A 14,952-nucleotide genomic window follows, 5' to 3' on the forward strand; every position below is an offset into this window, starting at 1 on the left:
CCGTTCGTCATCGAGCGCCCCGACGAACTGCGCGACCTCGTCACCGCGCTCGCCGATCGCCTCGCGTCCCACGCCCGCCAAGCCTGACAGCGAGGAACCAATGCCATGAGAGGGCACCTCTGGACGAAGGGGGGCCGGCGATTATCACGCCGTGATAATCGCCGGCCCGCGGCATCGCCTCGGTGATCCTCTCCATGAGAGCGGCGGCAGAGATCCACCCCCTGCCGGAGCGCCCGCTGTTCGGCGCTGTCCGCCCGACGCACCACGGCCCCGGAGAGGCCGGTGTCCACCCAGGCTGCTCAGAAGAGGCCCGCTCGCAGGTGCGACATGAGGTTCTCGAGGGTCTCGCGCTGCCACGGGCTGCGGACGGCGGGCAGCCGGACCAGAGCGTGCCGGAACACTCCCGGGTCGGCCCGGAACAGGTGGCAGGGGTGAGGCGCGGGCGGGCCGTGTGGGGGTCGTCGGCTGCGTCGAGGCCGCAGCAGTAGCCCCGGCTTTCTCCGGAATCAGCCGGGTGCCACGGGTGTCTCCGGGGGGCGATGACGATCGCGCCGGGCGCGCCGTCGGACAGTGCGTGGACCGGTGCGTCCATGCCGCGGGCCGCAGCCTCGTCCGGATCGATCCCCTCCCATCTCCGCCACGGCGGACCCCAGTTCTAGCGCCAGGGGTCGAGGGCGTGCTTACCGCAGGTCTGGCCTGCTTCGAGTTGCTGCAGCACCGCTGGTCCCTCGGCAAGGGGATGGACCTGGGGGGTGCCGGGTGGGTAGACGCCGTGGGCAATGAGTGTCTCGATCTCGACGAGCAGCGACTCGTAGAGGGACGGGGCTGCGGTGGCCAGCGCACCGATGTGCAGGCCCTTGACCTGGACCTGGTGGGTGAAGATCAGGTCGTGCGTGTTGAATGTGGCGTCGCCAGAGGCAGCGCCGAACACGACGACGCGTCCGGTGAAGGGTTTGGTGACCGCCAGGCTGACCTCGAACGTGGCTTGTCCCACCGATTCCAGGACCAGGTCGACGCCGCCGGTCAGGCGCGTGATCTCGACGGCCAGATCGGGGCGTCGGCTGTCCAGGACCTCGTCGGCGCCGAGCGCTTTGACGATGTCGTGCTTGGCCGGTGACGCCGTGGCGATCACGCGCGCGCCGTAGTGGCGGGCGAGACGGACGGCGGCCTGCCCCACGCCTCCGGCCGCGGCATGAACGAGCACCACCTCATCCGACGTGATCTCGCCCAACGGCTTCAGTGCCGCCAGCGCGGTTGCCCAGTTCAGCACCAAGCCGAGAGCTTCGGCGTCGCTCCAGCCGGACGGCACCGGAAGTACACCCGCGGTCGGCATCGTCATGTACTGCGCGAAGGCACCGGGGCCGGCCCCGACGACGTGGGTACCGACCGGCAGTGGGCGCTCGACCCCCGCGCCGACGCCCACGATCTCGCCGGCGGCCTCGAAGCCCGCCACATAGGGCGCCCGCGGGCCTCCACCGTAGATTCCATGGGTCTGCATGACATCCGCGAAATTGACCCCGGCCGCGCCGACGCGGATCAGGTACTCGCCGGGTCCCGGGAAGGGGCGGCGATGATCGGTCGCGAGGATCAGATCCTTCGGTCCCCGGTGCGACCGCTGGATCAGTGCTCGTACCGTCTGTTCAGCGGCGTGCTGCTGCTCGTTGATCTCCATGCGCCGAACGTAGGAGTCTGACACTTGCGTCAAGGTCAAGCGACTATCGGAGAGCAGTGCGGCGGGCCTCTCGCAGATAGGCGTCGAGTGCCGCCTGCTGATCGCTGAGAACGGCGATACGGGCAGCGAGCCGATCGCGGTAGCTCTGCACCTCGTGCAGGAACTCCGCGCACACCGCATCCGTGCCGACATCGGGTCCGTCAGCAAGGCGGGGCAGAACGTCCCTGATCAACCTCACGGGCAGGCCGGACTCCAGCAGCGAGCGGATGACGAGCACCCGGTCGATGGTGGACTGGCAGTAGTCGCGGAACCCATTGCTGAAACGACCAGGGACGATCAAGCCCTCGTCCTCGTAGTGCCGTAACGAACGCGCGCTCACGCCACTGATCCTGGATGCATCGCTGATCTTCATACCTGGAGGCAACGTCCAGGTGCTCCGCGATCTTCCAGCACCTGGCTTCGTCCACGAGAACCGACAGCATCTGTCCACGAGTTGGGGAGGCGGCGGTGGTGCGTCGTGTTCGATGTCCATGAGGAACGAAAGCACCGGTGCACCCCGCCGCCGCGGAGCCGCCACACGGAGCCGTAGTCGGTGTCGTCCACGGGCATGTCGTCCATGGCGCGCCGTGAGGCGGCGAACGTCTGGGCGAGACCGTCGGGGACGGCTCCCCGGCAAAGGGATGACGAAGGACCGGTGCGGGCGTGGGGTCACAGCCACTCATCGATGGCCGCGGCCAGCACGGTTGCTTCATGGCGGACCGCCGGCTTGTCCTGTCTCGTGGCCACGGTCCGGTGGCGTGCCGGGAGCGCGGTCACGCCGGACGGCGATTATCACGGCGTGATAATCCAGCGGGGGAGCCCATCGGGTGAAACAGCGTCAGAACTTGCAAAGCGGGTGTCATTACCCCTTCGAAGGTCAGTATGCTGACGTCATGGCTTCCCCTTACCCCGACGGAGACCGGGAAAAGGTAGCGTCCAAGCTGCCCTCGGCGCTCCAGCAAGCACTCAAGGTCCGCGCCGCCGAGCTCAGCCTGGACATCCAGGACGCCGTCGAGGCGGCCATCACCGACTGGCGCGGCAGCACGAGCGGCGGCGCCGAAGTGGACACCGCCGGTGCGAAGTCGTTCTCCACGTGGCTTCCGCCAGGGTTGTACGAGCAGTTCAAGGAGACCTGCGCCGACCGCGGCGTCTCCTACACCCAGGGCCTCGCCCAGTCGATCCGCGACTGGCTCGACGCGAACCCCTCTCCCCAGCACGGCGCCCGCGGCACCGATCCCGAACGGAAGATCGTCGGCAACCAGAAGGGCGGGGTGGGCAAGACCGCCATCTCCGCCGGCATCGGCGAGGCCTACGCCGAGGCGGGCAAACGCGTCCTCGTCATCGACTTCGACCCGCAGGGACACCTCAGCGAGCAGCTCGGGGTCCCCCAGATCGAACCCAACCACGACAGCCTGGTCTCCCACATGTGCGGCGAAGGCGCCGGAGACCTGCGCGACCTCGTCGTGGAGATAGAGGATCCGCGGTTCGAGAAGCGCCTGCACGTCCTGCCCGCCTGCTTCGACGGGTTCCTCCTCGACGCGAAGATCGCCGTCGTGGCGACGCAGAAGCGCGGCTTCCAGAAGGAAGCGGCCCTCGAGCTGGCCCTGCGTCCCCTGGAAGCCGACTACGACGTCATCATCGTCGACTGCCCGCCCAGCCTCGGCATCGCCATGGACGCCGCCCTCTACTACGGGCGCCGGCGTCGCGGCGAAGCCGTCGGCGTCTCCGGGGTCGTCATCCCCGTACTCGCCGAGGACTCCTCCGCCACCGCCTACGGCATGCTCGCCCAGCAGATCGAGGACCTCTGCGAGGACCTCTCCCTCGAGATCGACTACCTCGGCCTGGTCGTCAACCTGTACGACTCCCGCCGCGGCTACGTCGCCACCTCGTCCCTGGAGAACTGGAAGTCGCTCGGCGACCCGAAGGTCCTCGCCGTCATCGGCGACCTGAAGGAACAGCGCGAAGCGGTCCGCAAGCGGATGCCGCTGCTGTCCTACGCGCCCCACAGCGACCAGGCGGAAGCCATGCGACAGGTAGCGAGGGGAGCGACCCGTTGAGCAAGGCGGACACCCTGGGATCGGCACCCGCGTTCGGCGCGGCCCGCGGCGCCCGGTCCTCCCGGCGCAGCCTCATCGACAAGACCATCGCCGGCGAGGAGTCGACCGCGGCGGCCCTCACCGAGCTGCCGGTCACCCTCATCAGCGACAACCCCGACAACCCGCGCAACCACCTGCGCAACCTCGACGAGACGGTGCAGAGCGTCCGCGAGGTCGGCATCATCATCCCCATCGCCGTGGCCACGGTCGAGGCCTACCTGCGCAACCGGCCGGAGCGCGCCGCCGAGCTCGACGCCGGGGCGCAGTACATCGTCGTCGACGGCCACCGCCGCCTCGAGGCCGCTCGCCGCGTCGGCATGGCCACCATCCCGGTCCGCGTCGACAACGGACGGGTGGCCACCGACGAGGCCCTCCTGGAGGCCGCGTTCGTCGCGAACTACCACCGCGACGACATGACGGACCTCGAGGAGGCCCACGCCCTCAAGGGCCTGGTCGACTACTACGGCTCCCAGACCAAGGCCGCCAAACGGCTGGGCATCCCGCAGAACACCATCTCCAGCAAGCTGTCCCTGCTGAAGCTCGCTCCCGAGCTCCAGAAGGACCTGGTGACCGGGGCGCGGAAGGTGGAGCACGTCCGCAACCTCGGCAAGCTGTCCCCCGAGGAGCAGAGGGCCAAGGCGGACGAACGGGCGGAGTCGGCCCGCAGGAAGGCGGAGGTCCGGCCGCAGGAAGTCGTCGAGCGCTCATCGGGCCCCGCCGATTATCACGGCGTGATAATCCCGGAGGCGCCCGCCGAGCCGGCCGCTCCGCCGTCCCCTCCGCTCCGGCCCGCTGCGGCCACGCCGCCCGACCGGCGTGAGCAGGTCCCCGAGCAGGTCCCCGAGCCCGTCCCGGAGTCCATTCCGGAACCGCGCACCGGCACCGGGGAACCCAAGGCGGCGCACGCGGAACCGGAACAGCCCAAGCAGCCGAAGCGGCTCCCGTACGACGACGCCTTCTACTGCGTGCACCATCTCCACCAGAAGATGGAGTCCGGGACGTTCGTCCAAGGGGCCCGGGTGTGGATGGACATCCTGCGGGAGCAGCACCCGGACGAGTACCAGGCGCTGCTGGCCGAGCTGGGAGCCCGCTAGCGAAGCCGCCCGTCGGCCCCGCTCGCCTTCCTCTGCGGCAGGGAGCGGGGCCGTTCCGGTTGCTGTGACGTCCTGGAACCGCTGCTGCCCGGCAGCGGCCGTCGAGGCCGTCAGCAGGGTCAGGGTGTTCGGCGGTGCCCGGCTGCGTGGACGGTTCGCACCGACAGAACCGGATCGACGGGCGTCACCAGCTCTGCGGTGGAGACCTCCACCAGGTGCGCGGGAACGACGTCCCCGGCCTCCAGGACGGTCACGTACTCGATGACCTGGGCGTGGGAGAGCGAGGGAACCCTTTGACGCAGAGCGTGCAGGGCATGGATCCTCCCGCGAGCGTCTGCGACCGCCCGGACCTCATCGTGCAGGTCGTCCACGGCAGTCCGTACGGCCTGCCCTCGGACACGGACTCGGTAGTCCGCCTCCCACGCGCCCGTCGCCGCGGAGACGACACCGACCCGGTGCAGACTCCCGTCGAGACGGTCCACCAGGTACGGCCCGTTCCCGATCAGCAGGGAGCTGGGATTTCGGGTGCGTAGGTACTCCTCGGACGTCCAGGAGACGATCCACACCAGCTCGTGCTGCTCCACCTGCGCCACGGCCATGCGCATGGGGTCCAGCCCTGCCGACAACTCCCTCTGATAGCCGCGTTCCAGTTCTTCTTCGACGATCCGGACAGCGGCGTCTCGCTCCACCACGCGTGCAGCATCCCCTGCGGGCCCGGACGACGACCACCAGGTTTTCCGCCTGGCGCAGGCGACTGAGTGATGTCCACGAGACACGAGAGGGGGAGGTGTCCCGCCCCTGGCGGGTGCGGCGTGCAGGGCGAGGACCCGAAGTCCTCTGCACGGGTGAGCGGCGGCAGCCGCGAACGCGCCGAGGAACTCGGGTTCCCCTGGCCCCGACAGCACCTGACCAGTCGCCCTCGGTGTCACCGGCGCACGCCTTGAACCACGTCGTCCCGTGGACGTCCTCTCTCAGTCCAGCCGGTTGGTCGCAGGTGGGCTGCTCGATTCCACCGTCGTCATCGGGCGTGGGCCAGCAAGGTGCGCAGGACGGCCTCGGCGTGCGTCCAGAGCAAGGATCCCGCTGCGGCGGGAAGCAGGTGCCGGGTCGCCTTCGGGATCATCCGGGTGAGTGATTCGCCCAGATCAGGGGAGTGGACCGGGCTGGTGTCCTGCTCTCCGTACCAGAGCTCGACCGGGACGGCGATGTCGGCCGGGTCGAAGGGCCAGAGGCCCATCGCCAGGACGGTGTCGCGTGCGTAGCCGGCTGGGCCCTGGCTGAACGCCTCGTCCATCGCGCGCCGGAAGGCGCGCTGAAAGACCGGGTCGGTGTAGACCGTGCGATCCGCCTCGGGGCTCGTCGCGATGATCAGATCCCACAGTGCGTCGGCGCTGCCGAAGCCGGCGAAGGAGGCCTCAGCGGCGTCGGGGTCGGCTGCGACGGCGTTCACCATGCCCCTCACCTGCGGGGCCAGGGCGTGTGTGAAGCGAGGGTGGGCGAGTTCGTCGCTGCCGGACACCACGGCCACCGCGTTCACCAGACCGTCTGCGGCCAGGGCGAGGGCAAACGGCGCCCCTTGCGAGAACCCCACCGCCGACGGGGCTCGCAGGGCCTGTTCTTGGATGAGGTGCCGCATGTCGGTGGCCCAGCTGGTCAGGGTCCGGCCGGGGGCTGGGTCGGAGGCGCCGAGGCCGGGCCGGTCCACGCTGATGAGCCGGATGCCTGCCGCGTCGATGACACCGCCGCCGAAACCGAGCCACCTGCTGGTGGCCGCCCCTGGGCAGAACAGCACCGGGGTGCCGTCGGTCGGCCCCCATTCCGCCCAGCCCAGGAGACGACCGTCCAGCAGCTGGGTCTGTCCGAGCCTCGCCGGTTCGCACACGCCGTAGTCCATGATCATATTCTTCCCTGCCCGTGTCCCGGCTGCCGTCCCGTCACTGGTCGCGGCAGCGAGGGAGACGCCGCGGAGCCCGCATGCCGTTCGAATCGACAGGCACACTTCAGCACCTCCCGAAGTGATGAACATCTGTTGTTCGTTCTTGTGGGCAAAGCCAACCGCCCTCCATGACGGCGGCCTGCACGTGCGGGGGAGTTGGACGCCGTCGTCGCCGGGCTTGTTGTCAGTGGCCTGCCGCATGATGCGGGAGAAGTGACGGTCCGTCCGACAGAGGGTTCCGAGGCCGTCGGCGACGAAGGGGGAGCACCGTGCGCAGGCCGGTCACGGGCGAGGTGCACGTTCATTACCATCAGATCTACGTCGAGAGCGATCCGGACAACGCCACCTCGGGCCTCTCCGAGGCGTTCGCAGGCCAGAGCGGGGGACTGTGCGGGGCCGCCGTCCCGGGCGCGCTCTGGCTGCGCACCGGACTGCACACGGGCGACGTCGGCTTCGTCGTGGAGGTCCACGACGAAGCCCCCGCGCTGGACCCCGTCTGGGAGGACGTGGTGGAGGTGTCCTTCCGCCCGCTGTCGGAACGCACCCGTCTGGTGCAGTGGGCGGGTGAGGCCGCGTGGGACCTGGACCTCGCCCGGACCGACTACCGGGTGCGGTACTGCGCCCGGGGAATGGACGAGGGACGGGAACTCGACACCAGGGTGGACGGGGAGCCGCAGACGGACAGTTACCTTCTGCAGTTCTGGCCCGCGCCGCCCCACCCGGACCGCGTGATCCGCCAGACCTCACAGCAGGCCGCCTACTGGCACGGCCATGCGCGCCGCCTTCCGCCGCCGCCCACACCCGAGCAGCGCGCCGAGACCGAACGACTGGCCCGCCAGGCGGAGGAACGGGCCGCGGAGGAGCGGCGACTGCACCGCGAGAGGTGGGCATGGGGCGGACGGCTGCCGAGCGAGGGGCTGCGCGGTGCCCGCGAGAGCAACGTCCGTGATCTGCTCCGCTTCGACAGCGACCTGGTGCACGCCCTCGACGCCGCCGGTCCCGACGTCCAGCGTGCGGTGGCGTTGCTGGCCGCCCGGCGGGCCTGCGAGGTGGCGGGTCTGACCGACGTGCCGTGGGTCGCCGAGGCGCTCACCGCGCTGACACGGGAACGTCCGCTGCCGCCGCCGTTCGACGACCGGGACCGGCTGTGGGAGGCCCTGCGCTTCGACCCGCGCGTACCGGAGCGGACGGTGCTCGAGGCGATACCTCCGGAGCGACCGCCGTACCGGCCGCCGACCCGTCAGGCGGAGGCGACGGCCGGGTGGGAGTGGGTCCCGGCCGAGGAGTCGGACGATGACGTACCGAGGCGGCCGGGTCTCGGCCGGCTGCTCGGCACGCTCGTACCGACGGAGTCCGCCGGCCGGAGCGCGACACCGGCCGCGGGCGTGGAGCACGGCGCCACCGTGGTGGTGCGTCCCGCCGTCGCCCCGCGCAGCCCTCACCGCATCTCGCAGCCGCACTTCGCCCTTCCCGCCGTACTCGCCGCAGCCGGACCCGCCCCGCTCAAGGCGGCACTGGACGCGGTGTCGCACGCGGTGCACACGTACGGCGAGCACTACCCGGAGCTGCTGGAGGAGATCAGGTCCGCGTGCGCCGGAAAGACGGGGGAGTAGGCAGACCTCCCCCGCGGGCGCCGCCGGGGCTGAGCCGCGGCCCTGGCCGTCCCCGTCGGAGGTCGCAGGCCGATGTCGGGGCGGTGGTGAGAGCGCGCTGCCGTGGACGCCGCAGTGGGCTGCTCCGGCCGGGCGGCCGGGCGGCCGCCCGGCTCCGACGCGGTATCCGCGTCGGGTGGTCAGGCGTGCAGGAGGACGTTGAGCTCGTCGGGGAGGCTCTGCAGGCTGCCCTGGGGCGGAGTGCCGGAGAGCTCGAAGGTCCAGCGGTGAGAGGGCGCGCAACCGAATGCGCGGTCGCACACGTTCGGCAGGTTGAGGTCGGCGCTGGCCGCCGAGTCCCAGATCAGGGCCAGCCCCTGGAGGTTCGCCGCCGGGTCGGTGATCCACTGGCCGGACCGCAGGCCGGGGACGTCGGCGGTGAGTGCGGTCGCGCCCTCCCGGCGGGCGAAGGACGTCGAGGGCATGACCTGGCGGGCGGTGCCGGCGTGGCTTCCGGTGCCGTTGCGGTGCTGTTCCCACCAGGCGATGACGACGTGCATGAGTTCCCCCCTGAGTGTCGGTTGTGGTGCTGCCACGGTTTTCCCTCGACATCCGTGCTCGGCTCCGGGCCCGCCCGGCGGGCCCGCCGGTCAGAGCTGCGAGCCTCCGGTGGCGTCGACGACCTGCCCGGTCACCCAGCGGGCGTCGTCCGAGGCGAGGAAGGCCACCACGTCGGCCACGTCCTCGGGGCGGCCCACCCGGCCGAGGGCGGAGAGTTCGGCCGCGGATCGTTCGGCGGCCTCGTTGCCGCGCAGCCAGGAGGCGTTGATGTCGGTGTCGATGATGCCGGGCGCGACGGAGTTCACGGTGATGCCGCGACCGCCGAGCGCCTTGGCGAGGGTGAGGGTGAAGGCGTCGATCGCCCCCTTGGTCATGGCGTACGCGATGATGTCGGTCAGGGCGATCCGCGTCGCGCCGGAGGAGACGTTGACGATCCGCCCGCCGTCGCGCAGCCGCTTCAGTCCCTGCTGAGTGAGGAAGAACGGTGCGCGCATGTTGACGGCGACGGCCTCCTCGAAGGCCTCGGCCGTGGTCTCGTCGATCTCGCCGCGCGGGGTGACGCCGGCGTTGTTCACGAGGATGTCGAGGCCGGTGCTCGTGGTGTGTTCCAGCACCTGCCGGTCGAAGCTCTCCCAGAGGGTCGCCACGTCCCCCTCGACTCCCAGCTCGGCGTGGACCGCGAAGGCGGTACCGCCCTTGGCGCGGATGCCCTCGACGACCTCGTCGGCGGCCGCGGCGTTGCGTCCGTAGTGCACGGCCACCGTGGCGCCGTCGGCGGCGAGCCGCTCGGCGATCGCCCGGCCGATACCGCGGCTGCCCCCCGTCACCAGTGCCGTCCTGCCCGTGAGCGCACCCATGGTCTCCCCTTCCGGTCGTGTGTGTGCTGCGCGTACAGACTTTCTGTAGCGCTGGCTACAGAAACACTACATCATTTTCCTAGCGATCGCTGTAAAATTCGGTCATGACTACGACGAAGCGCGGCCGGCCACGAGGTTTCGACCGTGACACGGCACTCGCGCAGGCCACTTCGCTGTTCTGGCAGCACGGCTTCGAGGGCACGTCCATCGCCGACCTGACCTCCGCGATGGGAATCTCGCCGCCGAGCCTCTACGCGGCCTTCGGCGACAAGCGCACGCTCTTCCTCGAAGTCGTCGAGCGGTACGGCGGCACGTTCGGCGCCTTCATGAACAAGGCGCTCGCCGAGGAGAGCGACCCGCGCACGGGCTTCGCGCGGATGCTGGACGAGGCTGCCCTGGCCTACACCGATCCCAGTCATCCCGCGGGCTGCCTGGTCATCACGGCCGCGACCAACTACTCCGCACAGACCGCCGACATCGAGCGGGACCTGCGCGAACGCCGCAGAGCGAACGTACGGTCCTTCGAGACCCGACTGGAGGACGCCCGCAGCCGGGGATCACTCGGCCGGGACACCGACACCCGTGCCCTGGCCGTCTATTTCGCCGTGGTGGTCCAGGGCATGTCGCAGCAGGCCCGTGACGGCGCCACCGCGCGGGAACTGCGCCGCGTGGCCGAGCTCGCCATGACCATCTGGCCGCCTTCCGACGCTTCCTGAAGCGCCGGACCGGGAAGGCGGGCCGGCCGCCGGCGCCGCACGGGTGGGTCGCGGCGACCGGCCGGCTTTCAGAGGGCGGGCGGTTCCCCGTCCGCGCGGCACAGCCGGGACGCCACGTGCGCGTACCGCTCGTCGAACTTCAGGGCGGTGAAGGCGTGGTCTAGTTCGTGCTCGAGCGTCTCACTGGCGCTTCTCCACACGGCGCGGCCGGCCTCCGTGATGGCGACACGGCTGGCGCGCCGGTCGCACGGCCAGGCCACTTTGTCCGTCCAGCCGGACCGTTCGAGGTGCGCGAGCATGCGGCTGGCCGCCGAGACGCTCAGGCCCAGTCGTCGGGCGACGCCGCTGACGGTCGCGGGCGCCGACTGCTCGCCGGCCAGCACCCCGAGCGCCATCAGCTGGCCCAGCCCGACGTTGTGGCGGAGCGTCAGCACTCGGTCCAGCCGGCCCTCCAGCAGGGAGAACATGGGGACGACACGCTCCCACAGCCGGGAGACGTTCTCCGCTTCGGCGTCACGGTCCTCGTTCGTGTACGGCTCTGCCACGTAGGTGCGGTCCGTCCTCGGTCAGCCGGGGTGCGGGGCTCGGGATGCGGGTGCGGCGGCCCGGTCGCCCTGGGGTGGTCGGTGTCGGTGCGGGGCTCGGGCGCCGGAACCCGCTGTCCCGTGCTCCGGCGGCCGAGCTTCGAGGGGTGGTCGGTCAGGGCAGGAGCAGGAGCTTTCCTCGTACGCCGCCCGCCTCCAGAAGCCGATGGGCCTCGGCCGCGTCCTCGAACCCGAGTTGCTTCGAGGTGCGCAGCCGCAGCTTCGAGGCGTCCACCAGGGCCGCCATCTCGGCCAGGCGAGGGCCGTCCTGTTCCACGTGGGAGACGGTCACGCGGATGCCGCGTTCGACGGCGGGGACACGGGTCGGCACGATGGAGACCACGCGCCCGCCGTCCCGTACGGCGCTGATCGCACCCGGCAGGCCGGCTGTCTCCAGCAGGCCGTCGACGGCCCTCGGCGAAAGGCCCGCCTCATCCACCACCCGGTCGGCGCCCAGGGCGCGGGCCGCGTCCTCGTCCCGGGCGGACCGCACCTGTGCCACCACCTTCCAGCCGCGCAGCTTGGCGAGCTGGACCGCCATCCCGCCGACCGCCCCCACCGCGCCGGTGACCAGCAGCGTCGCCCCGGCGGGCAGGTCGAAGGCGTCGAGCGCCTGGACGCCGGCGAGCGATGCCAGCGGCAGGCCCGCCGCGGTGGTCAGCTCCACCGTCCTCGGGGCCGGGGCGACGATGTCCGCCGGCAGGGCGACGGTCTCCGCGTACGTACCGCGCCCGGTCGCCATCTGCGCCGACATCGCCACGACCCGGTCGCCGGGCCGGAAGCGGGTGACCTGTTCGCCCACCGCGGTGACGGTGCCCGCCACGTCCCAGCCGAGGACCATCGGCGGGCGGAAGGCGCTGTGCCCGGCGTGCAGGCCGCCACGGGTCTGGAGGTCGACCGGGTTGACCGCGGCGGCGGCCGTCCGGATGAGGACGCCGTCCGGGTCCGGGCCGGCCGGTTCGGTGATCTCGGAGACCGACAGCCCTTCCGGGCCGCCGAACGATGTCAGAACTACAGCACGCATGGGTGTGTTCGCTTTCCTGATTCCTGACCGGGGCGGTGCGCCGCGGACCCGCCGCGCCGCACCGCCCTGCGGGCATCAGACCAGTTCGGGGATGCGGGACGGCAGCCGGTCGGTGACGGAGGCGGTGAGCGTCCGCAGGACGAGCAGCCGGGTCCGGGCTCCGTCGGCCGTCAGACGGGCACGCGCGCCGTGCGGGAGGAGCGCCAGTTGCCCGGCCCGCAGGACGCGCTCCGCGGACTCCGTGGTGAGTCGTAGCTCGCCGTTGAGGACGAGCACCGCCTCCTCCACTCCGTGCTGCGGGGTGGAGGTCAGCACGCCGCCGTGCGGGAGTCGCCAGTGCTCCACCGCTTCGCATTCGCTGTGCAGCATTCCCCGGCGCACCAGGCAGGTCCACAGGGCCGCCGCCTCCCCGCCACCGGTGCGTGGGCCCGTGGACGTGCCGGCTCCCCTCTCCGCACCCTCGCCCGTGTCCGTGGGGACGGCGACTCGAACGGCGTCGTCGGTGGTCGAGATGATCACGACGCCTCCGGCGCGGAACGCGGGACGGACAGGGTCACGACCAACAGCCGCAGCGGGGTGACGGCCTCGATGCCCGTGACGGTCGACGCACCGAGGGTGAGGCAGGTGTCGGGAGCCAGGGCGGCCGTGCTGCCGTCGGCGGTGGCCCGGCCCGTCCCCTCGTGCACGAAGACGGCGAGTTCCGCGTCCGGGGCTCCCAGCCGGGTCCGCTCGCCGGCGTCGAGTTCGACGACCTCCACCTGCCGTAGCGGGCCGGTGAAGACCCCGCCGGTGGAGACCGTGCGCTCTTTGAAGAGGTCGTGGATGACTGCTTCGCCCATGGGGGGTACTCCCGGGTGGTGGTGTGCGGCTCCGGACAGAACGGCGTCGGTGCCGGGTGCGAGGGTCTCGATGACCCACCAGTCGAGATCGTCCTTCCCGGTGTTGCGCAGCCCGTGCACGTTGCCGGGGGCCGTCAGGGCGAGCGTTCCGGGGCCGACCGGGTGCGGTCGGCCGTTGAACAGGAACTCGCCCCTTCCCCGCAGGACGAGGTAGATCTCCTCGGTACGGGTGTGGCGGTGCTCCCCGCTGAGTCCGCCCGGGGGAACGGACGCCCACTCGACGGCCTCGGCGGGGGAGTCGAGCTGGCGGCGTCCCGCGAAGCACTTCCAGCGGGTACGTCCGGCGGCGCCGTGTACGCCGTACACGGTCGCGGCGCCGGCCACGGTCCCGAACGAACGCCAGGGCGCCGGGGAGGTCCGCGGCTCGTGGCACTCGGTACGGCCGGGCGCCGGGTCCGCGGACGGGACCGGGCCGGGGCGGGCGACGGCTTCGGTGGTCACCGGGAGACTCCGGAGCCGAGGGCCGCCAGCGACTCGGCCGCGGCGGCCAGTTCACCGTCGGTGACGTCGTTGACGAAGAGCGCGCTGCCGATGCCGACGGGCAGCGGCAGTCGCTGCTTGCCGTCCCGGTGCCGCACGGTGTCGCGCAGGGCGTCGCCGAGCACCTCCGGCGTGCACAGCGGGTGCCAGACCGGCAGGCCCAGGCGCGCCATCACCTCGAGGACACGGTCACGCTGGTAGGAGCTGACCAGGCCGCGCCGCTCGGCCATCACGGTGGTGAGCGCCATGTCGACGGCCACCGCCTCGCCGTGCAGCAGCGCGGGAAGCGCGTGCATCTCGATGGTCGGGCTGAAGGTGTGGCCGTAGTCCACGACTCGCTCCAGCACCTTCTCCCACAGATTGGGCTGGAGCTCCTCCAGCATGCCCTGGATGGCCCGTTCGACGACCTCGGTCGCCGGGTCGAGGTGCAGTCCGCGGGCGGCGAGGCGCTGGTCCACCGGCACGTCGGCGGGGGTGGGGCCGACGTCCGCCGGGCTCTGGAGCTTGTTCCGCAGGAGGTCGGCTCCGTGCTGTTCCAGCAGGTCGAACAGGCGCGCGTCCTTGATCAGGGCGATCTTGAGGATTTCCGCCAGGCCGTTGCTGATGTGCCGCGCGTCGAGCGTGGCCAGGAAGGAGCGGTCGAGCAGGGTGCGGTCCGCGGGGAAGTAGGTGCCGAGCCGGTTCTTGTGGCCGTTGTGGTTGACCCCGGTCTTGGCGCCGACACCCGCGTCCACCAGGCCGATCAGCGTGGTGGGGATCCGGATGAACGGGGTGGAACGGCGGTACAGGCTGGCCGCGAACCCGACGATGTCCATCAGCACCCCGCCGCCGATGGCGATGACGGGCTCGCGCCGGCGGTCGATGCCGAAGGCGTCGAGGGCCTCGGTGACCTGCAGCACCGCGTTCATGGACTTGTGGGTCTCGCCGTCGTTCAGGACCAGCACCCGGTGCTCGACGCCGTGGTGGTCGAAGTAGGCGCGGACACGGTCGCCGTAGAGCGAGTCGACCACCCCGTCGGTGACGATGAAGCGGCGCTGACCGCTGCTGCCCGAGGCGTCCTCCAGGATGGTGGAGTTCTCGGGGTCGAGGAGGTTCTCGCAGGCCCTTATCTCGTACTGGACCGGGTTGCTGGTCTGTACGGACCAGTGGGTGACCGGGCTGCCCACCGCGAAGAGACCGTCGTTGTTCCGCATGGTCTGGGTGTCTTGCTGCATCGGGCTTCCGCCTCCGACGAAGAGTCTCGGTTCGGGTTCGTTGCGAATCCGGTCGGGGCAGTGCTCTCGGGTCTCCGCGCGGCGAGGCCTCCTGGGCCGCCTGCGCGGGACGTGGCCACGGCATCGTGGCCTGCCCCCCGTCGCCGGGACGACCCTGACACAGGTTTCCTTGCGTGCGCAAGGACATG

The 14,952-nt window shown here is 71.2% G+C and carries 15 protein-coding genes and 2 pseudogenes; 4 read left to right on the top strand and 13 right to left on the bottom strand.

The window, feature by feature from the left end:
* Positions 1 to 445: 445 nt before the first annotated feature.
* From ADK41_RS44340 to ADK41_RS43470, 4 genes and pseudogenes are all read right to left on the bottom strand, one after another.
* Positions 446 to 652 (bottom strand): annotated as a pseudogene (locus ADK41_RS44340) (hypothetical protein); the annotation flags it as partial.
* 3 nt (positions 653 to 655) lie between these two features.
* Positions 656 to 1,672 carry a zinc-binding dehydrogenase gene (locus tag ADK41_RS26370; RefSeq protein WP_030830739.1) on the bottom strand — a complete coding sequence of 339 codons (1,017 nt, stop codon included), beginning with the start codon at positions 1,670 to 1,672 and terminating at the stop codon, positions 656 to 658.
* A 43-nt stretch (positions 1,673 to 1,715) separates the two neighbouring features.
* The gene (locus ADK41_RS26375) at positions 1,716 to 2,084 is read right to left on the bottom strand and encodes a MerR family transcriptional regulator (RefSeq protein WP_030830742.1); all 369 of its coding nucleotides are present in this window, start codon (positions 2,082 to 2,084) and stop codon (positions 1,716 to 1,718) included.
* A gap of 164 nt (positions 2,085 to 2,248) precedes the next feature.
* Positions 2,249 to 2,344 (bottom strand): annotated as a pseudogene (locus ADK41_RS43470) (GNAT family N-acetyltransferase); the annotation flags it as partial.
* Between the two features lie 260 nt (positions 2,345 to 2,604).
* Between ADK41_RS43470 and ADK41_RS26380 the strand changes: the two are divergent.
* Together ADK41_RS26380 and ADK41_RS26385 are read left to right on the top strand one after the other, a co-directional pair.
* On the top strand, positions 2,605 to 3,768 hold the full coding sequence (locus ADK41_RS26380; RefSeq protein WP_030830744.1) for a ParA family protein: 1,164 nt from the start codon (positions 2,605 to 2,607) through the stop codon (positions 3,766 to 3,768).
* Complete coding sequence (locus tag ADK41_RS26385; RefSeq protein WP_030830747.1) at positions 3,765 to 4,901, top strand: ParB/RepB/Spo0J family partition protein; 1,137 nt, start codon at positions 3,765 to 3,767, stop codon at positions 4,899 to 4,901. Before ADK41_RS26380 ends, ADK41_RS26385 begins: the two co-directional genes overlap by 4 nt.
* Positions 4,902 to 5,020: 119 nt before the next feature.
* Here the strand turns inward: ADK41_RS26385 and ADK41_RS26390 are convergent, their stop codons facing one another.
* Positions 5,021 to 5,593: a YrhB domain-containing protein gene (locus ADK41_RS26390; protein ID WP_030830749.1), complete on the bottom strand. Its 573-nt coding sequence runs from the start codon at positions 5,591 to 5,593 to the stop codon at positions 5,021 to 5,023.
* Positions 5,594 to 5,919: 326 nt separating this feature from the next.
* The gene (locus tag ADK41_RS26395) at positions 5,920 to 6,795 is read right to left on the bottom strand and encodes an alpha/beta fold hydrolase (RefSeq protein WP_030830752.1); all 876 of its coding nucleotides are present in this window, start codon (positions 6,793 to 6,795) and stop codon (positions 5,920 to 5,922) included.
* Positions 6,796 to 7,106: 311 nt separating this feature from the next.
* Between ADK41_RS26395 and ADK41_RS26400 the strand changes: the two genes are divergently transcribed.
* Positions 7,107 to 8,450, top strand: a complete 1,344-nt coding sequence (locus ADK41_RS26400) for a hypothetical protein (protein WP_030830754.1) — start codon at positions 7,107 to 7,109, stop codon at positions 8,448 to 8,450.
* Between the two features lie 179 nt (positions 8,451 to 8,629).
* On the opposite strand, the gene ADK41_RS26405 is transcribed toward ADK41_RS26400, so the two are convergent.
* A complete protein-coding gene (locus tag ADK41_RS26405; RefSeq protein ID WP_030830757.1) occupies positions 8,630 to 8,989 on the bottom strand; it encodes a hypothetical protein in 360 nt (119 codons plus the stop codon).
* A gap of 90 nt (positions 8,990 to 9,079) precedes the next feature.
* Positions 9,080 to 9,847: an SDR family oxidoreductase gene (locus ADK41_RS26410; protein WP_030830760.1), complete on the bottom strand. Its 768-nt coding sequence runs from the start codon at positions 9,845 to 9,847 to the stop codon at positions 9,080 to 9,082.
* Between the two features lie 104 nt (positions 9,848 to 9,951).
* Here ADK41_RS26410 and ADK41_RS26415 point away from each other — a divergent pair, with 104 nt between their 5' ends.
* Complete coding sequence (locus ADK41_RS26415) at positions 9,952 to 10,563, top strand: TetR/AcrR family transcriptional regulator (RefSeq protein WP_030830763.1); 612 nt, start codon at positions 9,952 to 9,954, stop codon at positions 10,561 to 10,563.
* A 68-nt stretch (positions 10,564 to 10,631) separates the two neighbouring features.
* On the opposite strand, the gene ADK41_RS26420 is transcribed toward ADK41_RS26415, so the two are convergent.
* The 5 genes from ADK41_RS26420 to ADK41_RS26440 all read right to left on the bottom strand — a co-directional run bounded on the left by ADK41_RS26420 (position 10,632) and on the right by ADK41_RS26440 (position 14,764).
* A complete protein-coding gene (locus ADK41_RS26420; RefSeq protein ID WP_030830766.1) occupies positions 10,632 to 11,108 on the bottom strand; it encodes a MarR family winged helix-turn-helix transcriptional regulator in 477 nt (158 codons plus the stop codon).
* Positions 11,109 to 11,262: 154 nt separating this feature from the next.
* A complete protein-coding gene (locus ADK41_RS26425) occupies positions 11,263 to 12,171 on the bottom strand; it encodes an NADP-dependent oxidoreductase (protein WP_030830768.1) in 909 nt (302 codons plus the stop codon).
* A 75-nt stretch (positions 12,172 to 12,246) separates the two neighbouring features.
* Positions 12,247 to 12,690, bottom strand: coding sequence for a cupin domain-containing protein (locus tag ADK41_RS26430; protein WP_051843310.1), 444 nt, complete (start codon positions 12,688 to 12,690; stop codon positions 12,247 to 12,249).
* The gene (locus ADK41_RS26435; protein WP_051843312.1) at positions 12,687 to 13,511 is read right to left on the bottom strand and encodes a cupin domain-containing protein; all 825 of its coding nucleotides are present in this window, start codon (positions 13,509 to 13,511) and stop codon (positions 12,687 to 12,689) included. The genes ADK41_RS26430 and ADK41_RS26435 overlap by 4 nt, the downstream gene beginning before the upstream one ends.
* Positions 13,508 to 14,764, bottom strand: a complete 1,257-nt coding sequence (locus ADK41_RS26440) for a sedoheptulose 7-phosphate cyclase (RefSeq protein ID WP_234318910.1) — start codon at positions 14,762 to 14,764, stop codon at positions 13,508 to 13,510. Before ADK41_RS26440 ends, ADK41_RS26435 begins: the two co-directional genes overlap by 4 nt.
* Between the last annotated feature and the right edge of the window lie 188 nt (positions 14,765 to 14,952).

This window comes from Streptomyces caelestis (genome assembly GCF_001279005.1).
GTDB classification, from domain to species: domain Bacteria; phylum Actinomycetota; class Actinomycetes; order Streptomycetales; family Streptomycetaceae; genus Streptomyces; species Streptomyces heliomycini.

Excerpts from the sequence above, each read along its gene's own strand:
- ADK41_RS26440 (WP_234318910.1), bottom strand. The coding sequence starts at position 14,764 with ATGCAGCAAGACACCCAGACCATGCGGAACAACGACGGTCTCTTCGCG.
- ADK41_RS26415 (WP_030830763.1), top strand. The coding sequence starts at position 9,952 with ATGACTACGACGAAGCGCGGCCGGCCACGAGGTTTCGACCGTGACACG.
- ADK41_RS26370 (WP_030830739.1), bottom strand. The coding sequence starts at position 1,672 with ATGGAGATCAACGAGCAGCAGCACGCCGCTGAACAGACGGTACGAGCA.
- ADK41_RS26375 (WP_030830742.1), bottom strand. The coding sequence starts at position 2,084 with ATGAAGATCAGCGATGCATCCAGGATCAGTGGCGTGAGCGCGCGTTCG.
- ADK41_RS26425 (WP_030830768.1), bottom strand. The coding sequence starts at position 12,171 with ATGCGTGCTGTAGTTCTGACATCGTTCGGCGGCCCGGAAGGGCTGTCG.
- ADK41_RS26395 (WP_030830752.1), bottom strand. The coding sequence starts at position 6,795 with ATGGACTACGGCGTGTGCGAACCGGCGAGGCTCGGACAGACCCAGCTG.
- ADK41_RS26410 (WP_030830760.1), bottom strand. The coding sequence starts at position 9,847 with ATGGGTGCGCTCACGGGCAGGACGGCACTGGTGACGGGGGGCAGCCGC.
- ADK41_RS26380 (WP_030830744.1), top strand. The coding sequence starts at position 2,605 with ATGGCTTCCCCTTACCCCGACGGAGACCGGGAAAAGGTAGCGTCCAAG.
- ADK41_RS26405 (WP_030830757.1), bottom strand. The coding sequence starts at position 8,989 with ATGCACGTCGTCATCGCCTGGTGGGAACAGCACCGCAACGGCACCGGA.